At 70.9% G+C, this 16,842-nt stretch carries 14 protein-coding genes; 1 reads left to right on the top strand and 13 read right to left on the bottom strand.

Annotation, left to right across the window (positions count from 1 at the left end; all coding sequences use genetic code 11):
• Positions 1 to 2: 2 nt before the first annotated feature.
• The 13 genes from HUT18_RS31375 to HUT18_RS31315 all read right to left on the bottom strand — a co-directional run bounded on the left by HUT18_RS31375 (position 3) and on the right by HUT18_RS31315 (position 14,784).
• Entirely contained in the window at positions 3 to 656 is a 654-nt protein-coding gene (locus HUT18_RS31375) for a 1-hydroxy-2-methyl-2-butenyl 4-diphosphate reductase (protein WP_176103886.1), read from the bottom strand.
• Positions 656 to 2,629 (bottom strand): squalene--hopene cyclase, encoded by a 1,974-nt coding sequence (gene shc, locus HUT18_RS31370; RefSeq protein WP_176103885.1) that lies wholly within the window; start codon positions 2,627 to 2,629, stop codon positions 656 to 658. Before shc ends, HUT18_RS31375 begins: the two co-directional genes overlap by 1 nt.
• 131 nt (positions 2,630 to 2,760) lie before the next feature.
• Positions 2,761 to 3,828 carry a polyprenyl synthetase family protein gene (locus tag HUT18_RS31365; RefSeq protein ID WP_176103884.1) on the bottom strand — a complete coding sequence of 356 codons (1,068 nt, stop codon included), beginning with the start codon at positions 3,826 to 3,828 and terminating at the stop codon, positions 2,761 to 2,763.
• Positions 3,829 to 3,882: 54 nt separating this feature from the next.
• Complete coding sequence (gene hpnE / locus HUT18_RS31360) at positions 3,883 to 5,298, bottom strand: hydroxysqualene dehydroxylase HpnE (RefSeq protein ID WP_254879122.1); 1,416 nt, start codon at positions 5,296 to 5,298, stop codon at positions 3,883 to 3,885.
• A gap of 166 nt (positions 5,299 to 5,464) precedes the next feature.
• A complete protein-coding gene (gene hpnD / locus HUT18_RS31355) occupies positions 5,465 to 6,430 on the bottom strand; it encodes a presqualene diphosphate synthase HpnD (protein WP_176103882.1) in 966 nt (321 codons plus the stop codon).
• Positions 6,427 to 7,329: a squalene synthase HpnC gene (gene hpnC / locus HUT18_RS31350; RefSeq protein ID WP_176103881.1), complete on the bottom strand. Its 903-nt coding sequence runs from the start codon at positions 7,327 to 7,329 to the stop codon at positions 6,427 to 6,429. Before hpnC ends, hpnD begins: the two co-directional genes overlap by 4 nt.
• Positions 7,330 to 7,702: 373 nt before the next feature.
• Complete coding sequence (locus HUT18_RS31345) at positions 7,703 to 8,491, bottom strand: ABC transporter ATP-binding protein (protein ID WP_176103880.1); 789 nt, start codon at positions 8,489 to 8,491, stop codon at positions 7,703 to 7,705.
• Positions 8,484 to 9,413 (bottom strand): ABC transporter permease, encoded by a 930-nt coding sequence (locus HUT18_RS31340; RefSeq protein WP_176103879.1) that lies wholly within the window; start codon positions 9,411 to 9,413, stop codon positions 8,484 to 8,486. The genes HUT18_RS31345 and HUT18_RS31340 overlap by 8 nt, the downstream gene beginning before the upstream one ends.
• Before the next feature lie 96 nt (positions 9,414 to 9,509).
• Complete coding sequence (locus HUT18_RS31335; RefSeq protein ID WP_176103878.1) at positions 9,510 to 10,355, bottom strand: glycosyltransferase family 2 protein; 846 nt, start codon at positions 10,353 to 10,355, stop codon at positions 9,510 to 9,512.
• Between the two features lie 47 nt (positions 10,356 to 10,402).
• Positions 10,403 to 11,182: a CDP-alcohol phosphatidyltransferase family protein gene (locus HUT18_RS31330; RefSeq protein ID WP_176103877.1), complete on the bottom strand. Its 780-nt coding sequence runs from the start codon at positions 11,180 to 11,182 to the stop codon at positions 10,403 to 10,405.
• On the bottom strand, positions 11,160 to 12,224 hold the full coding sequence (locus HUT18_RS31325) for an iron-containing alcohol dehydrogenase family protein (RefSeq protein ID WP_176103876.1): 1,065 nt from the start codon (positions 12,222 to 12,224) through the stop codon (positions 11,160 to 11,162). The genes HUT18_RS31330 and HUT18_RS31325 overlap by 23 nt, the downstream gene beginning before the upstream one ends.
• Positions 12,212 to 12,964 carry a sugar phosphate nucleotidyltransferase gene (locus tag HUT18_RS31320; RefSeq protein WP_176103875.1) on the bottom strand — a complete coding sequence of 251 codons (753 nt, stop codon included), beginning with the start codon at positions 12,962 to 12,964 and terminating at the stop codon, positions 12,212 to 12,214. The genes HUT18_RS31325 and HUT18_RS31320 overlap by 13 nt, the downstream gene beginning before the upstream one ends.
• A complete protein-coding gene (locus HUT18_RS31315) occupies positions 12,961 to 14,784 on the bottom strand; it encodes a DUF5941 domain-containing protein (protein ID WP_176104917.1) in 1,824 nt (607 codons plus the stop codon). Before HUT18_RS31315 ends, HUT18_RS31320 begins: the two co-directional genes overlap by 4 nt.
• A 798-nt stretch (positions 14,785 to 15,582) precedes the next feature.
• On the opposite strand from HUT18_RS31315, the gene HUT18_RS31310 reads away from it, so the two are divergent.
• Complete coding sequence (locus tag HUT18_RS31310) at positions 15,583 to 16,524, top strand: cation diffusion facilitator family transporter (RefSeq protein ID WP_176103874.1); 942 nt, start codon at positions 15,583 to 15,585, stop codon at positions 16,522 to 16,524.
• Positions 16,525 to 16,842 lie beyond the last annotated feature (318 nt).

Below are 16,842 nucleotides of genomic sequence, written 5' to 3'. Positions count from 1 at the left end.
GCTCACCTCCGGGGGAGCAGCAAGTTACGGTGCCATTCGAAGAAAGCAGGAAGTACGGAACGCAGTACGCGAAAGGCGGTTATGCCACCGCGCAGGGTGGAGATGCGGACGAGTTCGTGCTCGGGCGCGTCCACCACGACGCGTACGGCGGCGACCGGGCGCCCCAGCGTCGAAGCGGCCCGCAGTGTGGCCGCCGACTCCATGTCGACGGCGATGGCGCCCGTGGCGCGCAGTTCGGCGCGCTCGCTCCCGCGCACCACATGATCCGTGCCGAGCAGCGCGCCGGTGTGTACGGTGCGCCCGGGGGCCAGCCCGAGCAGTTCCTTGACCAGGAGTTCGGTGCCGGTGCAGGCCAGCGCGCCGCCCGCGCCGCGGGTCGTGGACGCCACGATCACATCGCCGGGGTGCATACCGGGTTCCAGGCCCGCACAGAACCCGGTGGCGATCACCGCGGCCTCGCGCATGTCCCGTTCGGCCAGGGTGGACAGCACGGCCCGCTCGGCGGCCGCCGGGCCCATGCCGGTCTTGAGCACGGTCAGCGGCGGACAGGACCTGCCCCGGTCCCCGGAGCGCAGCGCGAACTTCTCGATGCCCAGGGCACAGGCGACGAGCAGGGGCGGGGGCTCGGGTGCCCTGTCCCCCGGTGCCCGTCCCATCAGCGGCCCGCGCCGGTGAACAGCTCGCCGTGCACGTACCGGCCGAGTGCCGTCAGCGGGAACACCTGCCGGTACAGGTGGTAGTTGATGGAGAAGTCCCACGGGAAGCCGGTCCCCGTGAAGTAGGGCTCGTCCCAACTCCCGTCCTCGCGCTGGGTGTCGACGAGGAAACCGACCCCGCGCCGCGCGGCCGCCGACTCGCGTTCCCCGGCGGCGAGCAGGGCGAGCAGTGCCCAGGCGGTCTGCGAGGCGGTGGACTCCCCCACGCCCTGGCCGCCGCCCGGCAGGTAGGTACGCAGGTCCTCGCCCCAGCCGCCGTCCTCGTTCTGCACCGCCTCCAGCCAGCGCACCGCCCGCCGGACGGCCGGATGTCCGGGTGCCAGGCCCGCCGCGACGAGCGCGGGCACCACCGACCCCGTTCCGTAGACGTAGTTGACGCCCCAGCGCCCGAACCAGGCACCGCTCGGCTCCTGTTCGGCCAGCAGCCACTGCACGCCGCGGCGGGCGCGCGGATCGTCGGCCTTGCCCTCGTGGGCCAGCATCTCCACGACGTGCGCGGTGACATCGGCCGAGGGCGGGTCGATGACCTCGCCGAAGTCGCAGAACGGGAGCCGGTTGGGCATCCGGCTGGTGTTGTCCACGTCGAAGGCGCCCCAGGCGCCGTTCCTGGACTGCATGCCCAGGGTCCAGCGCACTCCGCGCGCGACGGCTCCCTCGACCCGCTCCGGGTCGGGGTGCGCGACCCGGCGCAGCGCGAGGACGACCTCCGCGGTGTCGTCGATGTCGGGGTAGTTGTCGTTGTGGAACTCGAACGCCCAGCCGCCCGGCGGCAGTTCGGGCCTGCGCAGCGACCAGTCGCCGGGCCGCAGCACCTGCTCGCCGAGCATCCAGTCGGCCGCCTTCACCAACTGCGGGTGGTCGGCGGGGAGTCCGGCGTCGAAGAGGGCGATGGTGGCCAGGCAGGTGTCCCACACCGGGGACTGGCAGGCCTCGATCATCCGGGCCCCGTCCTCGCGCCAGACCGCGAACTCGTCCAGCGCCTTGAGCCCCGCCCGCATGACCGGGTGGTCGAGGTCGTAACCGAGCAGATGCAGCGCGATCAGCGAGTACACGGCCGGTGGCTGGATGCCGCCCCAGCAGCCGTCGTTCTCCTGACGCTCCACGATCCACTGCGCCGCCGCACGCATCGCCGCCCTGCGCAGCCTGCGCGGAGCCACCTTGCGGTAGGCGCGTACGGCCTTGTCGAGCCGCTGGAAGGCGCCCTCCCAACTGCCCATCGGGGCAAGCGGCTTGGCCGGTCTCGGGACGGCGGGATCGACGTGGAGTTCGTCGAGTGCGAAGGGCGCGGGCCGCACCGGACGCAGCGCGGAGACCACGGTCAGCGGCACCACGGTCTGCCGCGCCCAGCAGCCGAAGTCGTAGATGTTCAGCGGCAGCCAGTGCGGGAAGTAGATGAGCTCCGGCGGCAGTTCGGGCAGGTCCTCGTACTTCCACCAGCCGAAGAGCGCGAGCCAGACCCGGGTGAACACCCGGCTCGCGGCGATCCCGCCCCGCTCCCGGATCCAGGCGGAGGCCTTCGCCATGTGCGGGGCCTCGGGGGCGTCGCCCGCGAGCCGCAGGGCCACGTACGCCTCGATGGTGGCGGAGAGTTCACCGGGCCCGCCGTAGAAGGTGGCCCAGGCGCCGTCCGCGCGCTGCTCGCCCCGGATGAACTGCGCGGCGGCCCGGGTCGTCTTCTCGTCCCGGATACCGAGGAACTGACGCAGCATCAGGTCCTCCGCGTCCATCGTCACGTTGGTCTCGAGGTCGCCCTTCCACCAGCCCTCGGGGTCCTGGAGGGAGAGCAGATACTCGGTGGCCCGCCGGGCGGCCTCGTTCGCCCGGCCTCCGATGTCGTCCGGTGCGGTCCCGGTGGCGGAAGCGGCAGTCAGGGGAACCGGGGCTCCCGTGCTTCCGTCGGTCGTCGCTGTCATGGCTTCCCCTTCGTGCAGTGTTCCTTCTGCTGGGTCCGCCGTCGGCCGTTGCCCGCCCCCCGGGGCCGCGGTCGGCGACTTGTCGCGAGGTGCGCCCTCTCACCCCCGACGAGGCTGTACGGGTCGGGCGTTCACCGCTTCCGTACGACGATGAAGTCCGCCAGATCGGCATGCTGCCCACGTACCTCGTAGGGCATGTCCACAGTGGCCAGCGCGTCGAGGGCCAGGGCGTACTGCCTGCGCGCCTCGTCGGACGTCCACTGCCGTCCGCCCGCTTCCTCGATCAGCGCCGCCCGCATCGCGAACTCCTCCTCCGAGAAGCTCTCGAACTCGTTGCTCTTCGCGTCCGCGGCGAGCAGTTCGCCGAGCTGCTCGGAGGCCGGGCCGCTCGCGGCGAGCGCGGCCACCACCGGCAGCGACTTCTTGCGCTTGCGCAGATCGCTCCAGGTCTGCTTGCCGGTCGACTCCGGGTCGCCCCAGATCCCGAGCAGGTCGTCGACGGCCTGGAAGGCGAGGCCCAGGTGGTATCCGTACGTCTCCAGGGCGTCGGCCGTACGGTCGTCCGCCCCGCCGAGCACCGCGCCGATGGAGCTGGCACAGGCGAGCAGCGCACCGGTCTTGTTGCCCTCCATCTGCAGGCACTCCTCGACGGTGACCCGCTCCCGGTGCTCGTAGGAGATGTCGTGGGCCTGACCGTCGATCAGCCTGCGGGTGGCCGTGGTGAGCCGACGGGCCGCGCGCAGCGCGTCGACCGTGCCGATCTCCAGCAGGATCTCCCCGGCCAGGGCCAGCAGGGCGTCCCCGACGAGGATCGCCTGGGCGGGTCCGTGCACCTTCCAGACCGTGTCGCGGTGGCGGCGCTGCTCGTCGCCGTCCATCAGGTCGTCGTGGAGCAGGGAGAAGTTGTGCACGAGTTCGACGGCCACCGCGCCGGGCACGCCCACCTCCGGTGCCGCGCCCGCGGCCTGGGCGGAGAGCACCGCGAGCGCCGGGCGCACCGCCTTGCCCCCGTCGGCGTCGGAGGGCTTGCCGTGCGCGTCGATCCAGCCGAAGTGGTAGGCGGCGACGGTGTCCATCGGAGAGGCGAGCCTGTCCACGGCGGCCTTGAGTACGGGGGTGACCAGAGTCCGGCCACGCTCCAGGAGCGCGGTCACGTCCACCGCGTCGGCAGTCGGTTCAGCCGAGGGCACAGTGGGCACAGTTTCTCCTCTTTCGTGCGGTGGTGCGGGGGGCCGACCCCTGACATCCGTTGGTCATGCGGCCTCCTCGAAGAGGCGCTCGCGCGGCTGCCGGCCGAGTGTGAGCAGTGCCGCCTCGGCCGCGGCCACGCCGCTGCGTACCGCGCTCTCCATCGTCGCGGGCCAGCCGGTGCCGGTCCACGCACCCGCAAGGTACAGCCCGGGGAGCCTGGTCCGCGCGCCGGGACGCAGCGCGCCGACGCCCGGAGTCGGCGCGAAAGTCGCGGTGTGTTCGCGGGTGACGAAGAAATCCCGTACCGCGGCGCCCCGGGTCGCGGGCAACAGCTTTTCGAGCTCCGGCAGATAGCGGCGGCGCAGTTCGGCCACCGGCAGGTCGATCTCCCGCTGCGCCGCCGACTGCGACAGCGCCAGGTACTGCCCCTCGGCGAGGCCGGAGGAGTCGGTCCGGTCGAAGACCCACTGGACGGGCGAGCCGATCGCCGCGAAGAAGGGCTGCCGCAGCACCTTGCGGTCGTAGACCACGTGCACATTGAGGATCGGGGCGTTGGCGATGTCCAGGAGCCCGTCCTGCCGGGCCAGCGCTCCGTCCGGCAGCAGGGCGTGCGTCTCCGTCTGCGGTACCGCGAGCACCACGGCGTCGGTCTCGATCCGCTCGCCCCCGACCTCGGCGCTCCAGCGCCCCTCCTCGGTCCGGGTCAGTCCGGCGACCTTGGCCCGCAGCCGGGTGCGGACACCCGCCGCGTCCAGCGCCTGTCCGGCACGGCGGTCGTGCAGTTCGCCGAGCGGAGCCCGGGCCCAGCCGATGTCCGCGCCACCGGGGTCGGTGAGCAGTCCGGTCTTGAACACCATCGCGCCCAGAGCCAGCGAGGCGTCCTCGGCCCTGGCGTTCAGCGTCGCGATACCGACCAGGTTCCACAGCGCCCGCACGGCGCGCTCGGACTGCCCGTGCTCGGCGAGCCACTCCCCGAAGTTCGCCCGGTCCAGCGCGGGATCGGCGAGGTCGAGGGCGCGCAGGGCGAGCGCGGCCCGGCCGGCCCGCGCCCGTTCGGCGAGCGAGAGATGCGGATACGTCCCGAGCCCGCGGGCCAGATGGAGCGGTACGGGCAGGGCGTCGCGCCGCAGGCGGCCCAGCCGCAGTCCGTGGTGCCGGGCTCCGGGCGCGGCCCGCGAGGCATCAAGGACGGGTACGTCGAGCCGGTCCTGGAGTGGGGCGAGCGCGGTCGCGTCGATCCGGTCGAGGAACCAGCGGTACGCGGTACAGCAGCGCAGGTAGACGTGCTGCCCGTTGTCGACGACCAGGTCCCCGCGGGTGAAGGAGAAGGCCAGTCCGCCCAGGCGCGGCCGCCCCTCAGCGAGCGTGACGTCGAGCCCCGCGTCGGCCAGCGACAGCGCCGCGGTGATCCCCGCGAGCCCGCCGCCGACGACGAGCACGGACCCGGCCCGGCCGGTCTCCCGCGCCGCCTCGGCCATGTCGGCACCTGCGCTGCTCATACGCTCCTCCACGTGGCCGTACCGGATGCGGGCACCGCCGCCGCGCCCGAAGCGCGTCGGGCCGACGCCGACGGGGGCGCCGTGCGGTACCCGGTGATTGTCCGCCCGGCCGGAAGACGGCTGCTCGACGCTTGCTGACCCGCCATCAGACGCGCCTCCCGACGTTCTGCCGCAGGGCGCTGCGGGCCTCGCGGGCGTCCAGCCCGGTCAGTCCGCGCACCGCGACGTAGGCCTTCTCGCGTCCCGGCAGCGAGACCCTCCCCCGCAGTACGGACTCGGGGTCGCGCTCGATCCGGCCGAGCAGCCGCCGGTAGATGCCCGCCATGGCGGCCACACAGGCGCCGCTGCGCCGGTCCAGCATCGGCAGCAGCCGGTAGCCCTCCGCGAACAGGGTGCGGGCGCGGCGCACTTCGTGGTGCACCAGGCCCGCGAAGTCGGATCCCGAGGGCGGCACCGGCCCGTGGAACCCGGCCGAACAGCCGAACTTGGCGAGATCGTCGGCGGGCAGATAGGTGCGCCCGTTGTCCGCGTCCTCGCGCACGTCGCGCAGGATGTTCGTCAACTGGAGGGCGAGCCCGAGGGTGTCGGCGTACTCGGCGGCGTGCGCGCGCTCGGATTCGCGGGCGCCGGGCGCGGTGCCGAAGATGCCGAGCGAGAGACGGCCGATGGCCCCGGCCACACAGCGGCAGTAGACCCTGAGGTCCTCCCAGGTCTCGTACGTCTGGCCGTGCACGTCCATCAGTACGCCGTCGAGGAGTTCGTCGAGACCGCCGAGGGGCAGCGGGAAGTGCGCCGAGGTGTGGGTGAGGGCGACCGCGACCGGATCGGTGTCGTCCTCGGCGACCTCCAGGTTGCGTACACGTGTCAGCAAGGTGCGCGTACCTTCGAGGCGCCGGGTCTTCTCCTCGGCGCTCAGCTCGCCGTCGCCGATGTCGTCGACCCGGCGCGAGAAGGCGTACAGCGCCGACATGGCGCGCCGTTTGGGAGGCGGCAGCAACCTGATGCCGTAGGCGAAGTTGCGGGCCTGCTGTCCGGTCACCGTCTCGCAGTAGCGGTACGCGGCGAGTACCGGCGCCGACAGGTGTTGCTCCGGCTCCACGCTTCGCCTCACCCCTCTCCTCGCAGCATCACGCCCACCTCGCGCAGCAGCCGGACCTTGGTGGGTTTGGGCGGTCCGGGCAGTACGTCGTACGCGGCGGTCTCGATCGCGTGCAGGGCCGCACGCCCGCCCGCCACGAAACCGGCCAGGAGCAGCCGCAGCCTGCCGTGCACGCTACCCACCAAGGGGGCACCTTCAAGCAGGAGTTGACGAGCCCGGTCCGCTTCGAACGCGATGAGCGCGCGCACCGAGGCCCCGGCCGAGGGCGCTTTCAGGTCGGCCTCGGCGACCCGAAACCGGGCCATGTCGTCGGCCGGGAGATAGATCCGGTCACGGCGCAGATCCTCGGCGACGTCCTGCAGATGCTCGACAACCTGCAGAGCGGTACAGATCTTGTCCGAGAGCCGGATCCGCTCCGGGGACGAGGTACCGGTGACGGCCAGAACCAGCCTGCCTACGGGATTGGCCGAAAGTTCGCAGTACGCGAGGAGCTCCGCGTAGTCCGCGTACCGCCGAACCGTCTGGTCCTGGCGATTGGCGGCGATCAGGCCGAGGAAGGGCTCCGGCGTGAGCGCACGCCCGCGCACCACGGGCTGGAGTGCCCGCAGCAGCGGATGGCGGGGTTCGCCGTCGAAGACCCGGCCCAGGTCCGTCTCGAAGGCGTCGAGCAGGGCGAGCCGGTCGTCGGCGCGCTCGGGCGGGACGCCCAGGTGGCGGGCGTCAAGGCCGCCGGGGGCGAGGTCGCCGTCGCCGATGTCGTCGACCAGGCGGGCGAAACCGTAGAGGGCCATGAGGTCGTCGCGCCAGGCGCGGGGCAGGAAGAACGGGGCCACCGGAAAGTTCTCGTGCACGGCCTTGTCGAGGGTGGCGCCGCGCACCGCGGCGTCCTCCGCGGGCCCGGCTCCCGTCACTGCCGGCCGCCCATGACGGGAGCGGCGGACGCGTCGCGGAGCCGGGGAGTATCCGTAGCCATGGCCGTCACATCTCCCGTTCTACACTGCCGACACAATACAGCCCATTTCGGACACGCCGCCACGACGGCGCTGGTGAGGGCGCTTGTACGCCCCCGACGCCCGTGCTTTCCGGAGCCGCCTGCCGCCCTCGGTCCGGCTTACGTTGTACAGCGCGACGACGAGCCGCGCGTGACCCACAGATCACAAGAACACACCGATCGTCGTCAAGATTCCGCCCAGGGAAGGAAGTTGACCCGGAGATTGCCCTGAGCCCCGCCGGATACGCGACGGGGCTCGGGTCGGACACGCCAGGCTCATCGGAGTTCACGGGCTATTTGCCGGTGAACTTCTCGTACTCCTTGATGACCTCGTCGGTGGGGCCGTCCATGCGCAGTTCGCCGCGTTCCAGCCACAGGACGCGGTCGCAGGTGTCGCGGATGGACTTGTTGTTGTGGCTGACGAGGAAGACGGTGCCGGCTTCCTTGCGCAGTTCGCGGATGCGGGCCTCGGAGCGCTTCTGGAAGGAGCGGTCGCCGGTGGCGAGGGCCTCGTCGATCATGAGGACGTCGTGGTCCTTGGCGGCAGCGATGGAGAATCGCAGGCGGGCGGCCATGCCGGAGGAGTACGTACGCATCGGCAGGGTGATGAAGTCGCCCTTCTCGTTGATGCCGGAGAAGTCGACGATCTCCTGGTAGCGCTCGCGGATCTGCTCGCGCGACATGCCCATGGCCAACCCGCCCAGGATCACGTTGCGCTCGCCGGTGAGGTCGTTCATCAGGGCGGCGTTGACGCCGAGCAGCGAGGGCTGCCCGTCGGTGTAGACCCTGCCCTGCTCCGCGGGGAGCAGGCCCGCGATGGCGCGCAGCAGGGTCGACTTCCCGGAACCGTTCGAGCCGATCAGGCCGATCGCCTCGCCGCGGTAGGCGGTGAAGCTGACACCGCGCACCGCGTGCACCTTGCGTACGCCGCGTTCCTCGCCGCGCTTGATGATGCGGCTCAGGGCCGCGGTCGCGGTGCCGCGTCCGGTCTTCGCGCCGTTCACGCGGTAGACGATGTGCAGCTCGTCCGCGATGACGGTGGGGATCTGCGCCCCGGTGATGTCCTCGATGTCCTCAGCCACGGCCGTACTTCTCCTCAGCCTTCCAGAAGTACATGAACCCGCCCACGGCGAGCAGGACGGCCCAGCCCAGCGCGACCGCCCACACATGTGGCGGCAGATTGCGCGAGCCGTACCCGTCGATCAGCGCGAACCGCATCAGGTCCATGTAGACCGCCGCGGGGTTCCACTGCAGGATGTCGGCCACCCACTGCGGCTTGTCCTCCAGCATCACCGGGATGGAGAACATGACACCCGAGGCATACATCCAGGTGCGCATCACGAACGGCATCAGCTGCGCCAGGTCGGGGGTCTTGCTGCCCAGCCGCGCCATGATCAGCGCCAGGCCCGTGTTGAAGAAGAACTGCAGCACCAGCACCGGGACCATCAGCAGCCACGACCACGTCGGGAAGCTCCCGAACGCCATCGCGACCGCCACCATCACGATCATCGAGAACAGCAACTGCTGAAGCTGCTGCAACGAGAACGAGATCGGCAGCGACGCCCGCGGGAAGTGCAACGCCCGCACCAGACCCAGATTGCCCGCGATCGCCCGCACCCCGGCCATCACCGAACTCTGCGTGAACGTGAACACGAACACGCCCGTCACCAGGAACGGAACATAGACCTCACGCTCCATACCCCGGTCCGCCTGAAGAATCAGACCGAAGATCAGGAAGTACACCAGCGCGTTCAGCAGCGGCGTCGCCACCTGCCACAACTGCCCCAGCTTCGCCTGGCTGTACTGCGCCGTCAGCTTCGCCTGCGAGAACGCCACAATGAAATGCCGCCGCCCCCACAACTGCCGCACATACCCCCGCAGCGTCGGACGCGCACCACTGACCGTCAATCCGTACTTGCCGGCGAGCTCAGCCGGTGTGAGCCCGTCATCGGGCGACGGAGGAGCGGTCACCGCAACACCGCCGTCATGCGTTGTCTCACTCACCAATGGAAACTTTCGTCCTCAAAATACGCATCCGGGTCGGGCGTAGGCCAGGGCCAGGGACCTGGATACCGCCGAATGCTCTCAGATCCGAGCGGTTCAGATCACGGGAGGTCGGCCCAGCCGGGTCAGGCGCCACACCGTACGCCACTTCATCGGCCTGCGGGGCCCGCACGGTGTGGCCCATCCCTCACGGAAGCCGCCGAACCAGGCCTTGAGCGCCGGACGGGAGGGGCGGCGGACCAGGGTGAGCAGCAGCCAGACGCCGAGATAGACCGGGACGAGCGTGGCCGGAAGGTTTCGCCTGGCGAGCCAGACACGGTTGCGGGCCACCATGCGGTGATAAACGGCATGCCGGGACGGGGCCGCCGTGGGGTGGTTGAGGACCATGTCGGAGCGGTAGTCGATCATCCAGTCGGCGTCGAGCGCGCGCCAGGCGAGGTCGGTCTCCTCATGGGCGTAGAAGAACTCCTCGGGCAGCTCCCCCACCTCGGCGAAGACCTTGGTGCGCACCGCGTTGGCGCCGCCGAGGAAGGTGGTGACCCGGGAGGAACGCATCGGGTCGGAGGCCCGCAGGCGCGGGACATGACGGCGCTGCGTCGCCCCGGTCTCCGGGTCGACGATGCGGAAGCTGATGATGCCGAGCTCGGGGTCGTCGGCGAACGCCTGGCGGCAGAGCTGTGCGGTGTCCTTGCGGGCGAGGAGACCGTCGTCGTCGAGGAAGAGCAGGATGTCGACATCCCGTCCGGCGGGCCCGAAGGCCTCGATGCCGACATTGCGGCCGCCGGGGATGCCCAGGTTCTCGGGCAGTTCGATGGTCTTGACTCCGGCGGGGACGTCGGGCACCGGCGAACCGTTGCCCACGACCACCACCTCGACCGGGTCGCCGACCTGCCCGGCGACCGAGTCGAGGAGCGCGCGCAGTTCCTCGGGGCGGTTTCCCATGGTGATGATGACCGCGCCGACTCTGGGGGCGCCTCCCGCCGGGCCGGTCACTTCAGCCTGCTCGACGCGAGGACGGACACCAGGTGCAGCAGGGTCTGCAGCAGCGCGATGCCCGCGAGGACGGCGGTGCCCAGACGGGTGAAGAAGAGGTCGCCCCGGGCCGCGTCCAGGATGGCGAGGACCAGGATGAGCAGGGAGGCCTCGATACCGAGGATCAGCCGGTGGAACTTCAGCGCCGCGGCGGCCCGCCGCGCCGTCGCCATCCCGGAGGAGCGCGGCGCGGACGCCGACTCCTGCACCGGCGGCATCCCGGCCTGGTGGCGGGCCACGCCCACGAGGTCGGTCTCCGCCTTGATCAGTATCGCGCCGAGCGCGGCCAGCGTGCCGAGGAACGCCCACAGCCAGTCGATACGGCCGGTGCCCCACAGGTCCGCCGCGCGCAGACCGAGGCCGACCAGGACCGCGGCGTCGGTGAGGTAGGCGCCGACCCGGTCCAGGTAGACCCCGCCGAGCGAGTACTGACTGCGCCAGCGCGCGATCTCGCCGTCGACGCAGTCCAGGAGCAGGTACATCTGTACCGCGAGCACGCAGAGCACGGCCCCCGCGACGCCCGGCACGAGCAGCGCCGGGGCCGCGAGCACACCGAAGACGGTCATCAGGTACGTGAGCTGGTTGGGCGTGATCCTGGTGTCGACCAGGTAGCGGTCGACGCGCAGCGAGACCTCTCGCATGTACAGGCGTCCCGCCCAGTGCTCACCGCTGCGCCGGTCCTTCACCCCGGCGGGGTGGACGACGGGGCGGAGCTCAGCTACCGATGGCCTTGGCATAGTCGGCGTATGCGTCCTTGATCTGGTTGGTGGACAGGTCGAGGTGCTCGAGGATGGTGTAGCGGCCGGGGCGGGTCTGCGGGGCGAATTCCACGACCCGCACGAACTCGTCCATCGAGAAGCCGATCTCCTCGGGGAGCACCGGGAGTCCGTGGCGGCGCAGCACCTCGGTCATGTGCCCCGCGGTGTCGTGGTCGCCGCGCAGGAAGGTGGCGAAGGCGCCGCCGAGGCCGCACTGTTCCCCGTGCAGCGCGTTGCGCTTGGGGAAGGTGAGGTCGAAGGCGTGGCTGATCTCGTGGCAGGCACCGGAGGCCGGGCGGCTGTCCCCGGCCACGGACATGGAGATGCCGCACAGGACCAGCGCCTCGGACAGCGTGGTCAGGAAGTCGTCGTCGCCGATGCCGCCGGGGTGGCGCAGTACGGCCTCGGCCGCCTGACGCGCCATGGCGGCGGCGAGGCCGTCGACCTGCTCGCCGTTCTCCCGGTGGGAGAGTTCCCAGTCGGCGACGGCGGAGATCTTGCAGATCACATCGCCGATGCCGGCCCGTACGAAGCGCACGGGCGCCTCGCGGATCACATCGAGGTCGATGACGATCCCGATCGGGTTGGGCACGCCGTACGAGCCGCGGCCCGCGTCGTTGTCCAGGGTGGCGACCGGGGAGCACAGACCGTCGTTGGCGAGGTTGGTGGCCACTGCGACCAGGGGCAGACCGACCCGCGCCGCGGCGTACTTGGCGCAGTCGATGACCTTGCCGCCGCCGAGGCCGATCACCGCGTCGTAGTGGCCGCCCCTCTTGATGGAGTCGGCCAGGCGCACCGCACCGTCGATGGTTCCGTCGGCGTCGTCGAACCAGTCCGCGTGCGGCAGCGCCGGGGCGAACCGCTCGCGCAGTACCTGCCCGGAGCCGCCGCTGATGGCGAAGGCCATCCGGCCCGACGGCGCGATGCGCTGGTCGGACAGGATGGTGGCCAGGTGGTCGAGCACCCCCGGCCGGATGTCGACGACGACCGGCGAGGGGATGAGCCGGGTCAGTACTGGCATGCGATCTCACGACCCTTGGCGAGGTCGTCGTGGTTGTCGATCTCGACCCACTTGACGTCACCAATGGGCGCGACATCGATCTTGAAGCCGCGGTTCACGAGCTCCTGGTAGCCGTCCTCGTAGTAGAGGTCGGGGTCGCGCTCGAAGGTGGTCTTCAGCGCGTCGGCGAGTTCGTCGGCGGCCTCGCCCTCGATGAGGGTGACGCCGATGTACTCGCCGGTGGCCTCGGCGGGGTCCATCAGCTTGGTGATGCGCTGGACGCCCTTCTCCGGGTCGACGACGACCTTCATCTCCTCGTCGGCGAGCTGCTTGACGGTGTCCAGGGCGAGGATGATCCGCTTGCCCTCACCGCGCGCGGCGAGCAGGGTCTTCTCGACGGAGACGGGGTGCACGGTGTCGCCGTTGGCGAGGATCACGCTGTGCTTGATCGAGTCCCGGCCGCACCACAGGGAGTAGGCGTTGTTCCACTCCTCGGCCTTGTCGTTGTCGATCAGCGTGATCTTCAGGCCGTACTTGGCCTCCAGAGCGGCCTTGCGCTCGTAGACGGCCTCCTTGCGGTAGCCGACGATGACCGCGACCTCGGTGAGCCCGATCTCGGCGAAGTTGCCGAGGGTCAGGTCGAGAACCGTCAGGCTCTCCTCGTCGCCTTCGGGTCCGACCGGCACCAGTGCCTTCGGCAGGGTGTCGGTGTAGGGGCGCAGACGCCGGCCAGCGCCGGCCGCGAGCACGAGGCCGATCATGCGGGTTCTCCTTCGTCGTGTACGGCGGGTGCCTTCGCGGACACCCAGAAGCGGATGCTCTCGACGAGCACCACGAGGGCCACGAGCACGGCGAGTGCCGTGAGCGCGACAGTGAAATCCGAGGTGGCGAGCGACGCGGCCAGCGCGGTGACCAGCAGCGTCCTGCCCTCATGCCCGCCGACGGTCCTCACCAGCCAGTGCGGGGGTGCACCGGTGCCGCCACGGATGCGGTACACGGTGTCGTAATGATGGTAGGCGACCGCGGCCACCAGCCCGAAAGCCGCGGGCAAGGCTCCGTTCACCTCCGAGCGAGCGGCGAGCACGAGCACCGTGCAGTACTCCGCCGCCCGGAAGACGGGCGGGACCAGCCAGTCCAGGCTGCCCCCGAGGGGGCGCGCGACGGCCAGGCCCGAGGTGAGGCAGTAGACGGCCGCGGCGAGGACCGGCCAGACGCTGCCGAAGTCCGCGACCGCGCCGGCCGTCACCACGAGCGCGCCGCCGAGGACGGCGAGGGCGACGGGCGCGAGAGCGGGCAGGGCGCGCGCGGTGCGGTGGCCGAGTGCGGCGACCGAGGCGGCGATGGCGCCGGTGTCGCACAGGTCGGCGAGTGCGGCGGTGGCCCGCTCGGTGCGGTGCGCCTTGCGGGTGAGCGAGCGCAGTACGCGTCCGGCCGTGGTGTACAGGGCGGCGACCGAGCAGCCGACGAGCAGCACCACGAGCGTGATCCGGGGTGTGGTCACGGCCGTGAGCAGGGCGATCAGCGCCCAGCGTTCGCCGATGGGCAGCACGATCATGCGGCGCAGCCACACCGTCCAGCCGAGCCGGTCGAGCCGGTCGGAGAGCGCGGCGGTGGGACTGGTGTTGGCGCTGGCGTCGTGATTGGCCTCGTTGAAGGCGAAGTCGACGACGTGGCGGCAGGTCTGGAGCACCATCGCGCCCAGCGCGAGCGCCCATACGTCGTCGCCGGTGGCGGCCGCGGCGCCGAGGGCGAGACCCACGTAGTAGGCGTACTCCTTGGCGCGGTCGAAGGTCGCGTCCAGCCAGGCACCGAGGGTGGAGTACTGGAGGGAGTAGCGGGCGAGTTGGCCGTCCGCGCAGTCGAGTACGAAGGACAGGAGCAGCAGGACGCCCGCGGCCACGAAGCCGATGCGCTCGCCGGTGGCCGCGCAGCCCGCCGCGAGCAGGGCGGTGAGCAGCGAGGCGGTGGTGACCTGGTTCGGAGTGAGTCCGCGCCGGGCGCACCAGCGGGCGAGGTAGCGGGAGTAGGGGCTGATGCAGAACGTCGTGAAGAAGCCGTCGCGCGACTTCACGGCGGTGCGTAGCCGGACCGCTTCCTCGTCGACGGCGGTGACGGCCGCCCGGGCCGCTTCGCGCGCGGCGGTGTCCGTGGGCACTTCGGCGACGAGAGTGCCGAGTTCGGGCCGGTGGACGTCGCCGCCGTCGGCGAGCAGGTTCTCGGTGAGCCGGTCGGCCGGTGAGTCGACGGCGAGGGCGGCGGTCCCGGATCCGCCCACGGTCGCGGTGACCTCGGCGGCCAGTGCGCGCGTCAGCGCTGGGCGCGCGGCGGGCTGTGCGGTGAGTGCGCCGGGTACGGCCGCGACGGGGAAGCGGGGGTCGGTCAGGGCGAGCCGGAGTGCGTGCCGGTGACCGACGAAACGACTGTCGACCACGGCCACCCGCCGCCCCGCCGGGACGTCCTGGAGCAATCCGGCCACCTGTGACGCGTCCTCGGCGTACCGCACCTCGAAGCCCAGTGCCTCCAGATCACCCCGAAGAGGGGACCCGGGCACCGCGGAACCGGTGACGATCGCGGTCGACAGACGAATCCACTCCTTGACTTCGGCACCTTCGCGCGCCGGATCATTGCTGCTGAAACGCCTCTGGCCGGTCCCGCCGGGCGGCGATTCGGCAGAGGGTACCGGATGACGAGGGGCGTGGGTTCACCACACGTTCATGATCCGATAAGCGGGTGCTGACTTTTCGGCCGCCACGATCATCATCACGGATGTGCCCCCGGGCCGACAAACCCGCCTCTCATACCAACACATTTACGACATGCCTACGGTCCACCGAAAGCGCCCAGTTGGCCCTCGCGGCCGCGACATCGCTGATCACATGAGGGAGGGCGGGCCCGACTCCGCGCCCGGGGGGCAGCCCTTGGCGGCCGAAGGGCCTTTCGGCCACACCACGAGGCGGCCCCACGCGAACCACGCGACGCCCTGTCACCACTGCCGCCCCGCGTTCATCTCACCCGCCGTCACGGCTATTTGCTCACGCACAGCACTGCGCCGGGCCGGTACGCACACACCAACTCGCGCCCGCACCGCCGGAGATGAGCGAGAAGCGGAATCCATCGCCCTGAAAGCACCCGCGGAGCACGGCCCTGCGCCCCCGCCCGCCGATTCCAGCCCGGGAGGCCGGAACCGATCCCTCCGGATTACTTGGCTCCGATCATCATTTCCGCAGGTCAGAGCATATGACAACGGTGTTCACTGCCGTGTTGCCCGAACGGTCGGGAACGTAGTTCACTGTCGGCGTGCCGGGAGATCCCAGGGATCACGGCCATCGGCTCGTAGCAGTGGCGGGAGGGCCTTCACGGGCCGGACGGAGGTGTCGGCATGGGGGCAGGTCACGACCACGGGCACGCGCACGGACACGGCGCGGCCCCGGGCACCGCGAGCGCCGCGTACCGCGGTCGGCTGCGCATTGCGCTCGCGATCACACTCGGTGTGACGCTCGTCGAGGTCGTGGGCGGCTTGGTCGCCGACTCGCTGGCGCTGATCGCCGACGCGGCCCATATGGCGACGGACGCGCTCGGGCTCGCCATGGCCCTGCTCGCCATCCACTTCGCCGGGCTGCCGCCCAGCGACAAGCGCACCTTCGGCTACGCACGCGCCGAGATCCTCGCCGCCCTCGCCAACTGCCTGCTGCTGCTGGGAGTGGGCGGCTATGTGCTGTACGAGGCGATCCATCGGTTCATCAACCCGGCGGACACCGAAACCGGACCCGTGATCGCGTTCGCACTCGTCGGCCTCGTGGCCAATGTCGCCTCGCTGCTGATGCTGATGCGCGGTCAGCAGGAGAGCCTCAACGTCCGCGGCGCCTTCCTGGAGGTCGTGGCCGACGCCCTCGGCTCGGTCGCGGTACTGATCTCCGCCGTGGTGATCATGACGACCGGCTGGCAGGCCGCGGACCCGGTCGCCTCGCTCGTGATCGCCCTGATGATCGTGCCGCGTACGGTCAAACTCCTCCGCGAGACCCTCGACGTACTTCTGGAAGCCGCGCCCAAGGGTGTGGACATCGCGGAGGTCCGCGCGCACATACTGGCCCTCGACGGAGTGGAGGACGTACACGATCTGCATGCCTGGACGATCACTTCGGGTCTGCCCGTGCTCTCGGCGCACGTCGTGGTCCGCTCGGACGTACTCGACGCGATCGGCCACGAGAAGATGCTGCACGAGTTGCAGGGCTGTCTCGGCCACCACTTCGACGTGGAGCACTGCACCTTCCAGCTGGAGCCCGGCGGGCACGCCGAGCACGAGGCCAGGCTCTGCCACTGAGCCGCGGCACCCCCGGGCGAAACGGACACAGGGTCAGTCGGCCCCGGGAATCCGGGATCTCGGCCCATGCGCGACAAACAGGCAAAACAGCGGCGGAGAGCAGAGAACCAGGACGGGAGGGAACTCGACGGCCATCCGCGACGTCTGTACCGATGCGGGGGGACGACGGCACCGCGGATTCGATGCCGTCACGAAAACCGCCCCCCGCTGCCGACAGGTGTGCAGGCGGACGTCGGCCCGGACTCCCTCCCGGGCCGCCCCGCACGCACGCCCCGGCACCAGAAGCCGAAGGAGGAAGCGTGCACGTCCCCGTCTGCC

Source organism: Streptomyces sp. NA04227 (genome assembly GCF_013364195.1).
Lineage (GTDB): Bacteria > Actinomycetota > Actinomycetes > Streptomycetales > Streptomycetaceae > Streptomyces.
Note: the sequence above shows the minus strand (reverse complement) of the source record. Positions and strands in the feature narration are given on the sequence as shown.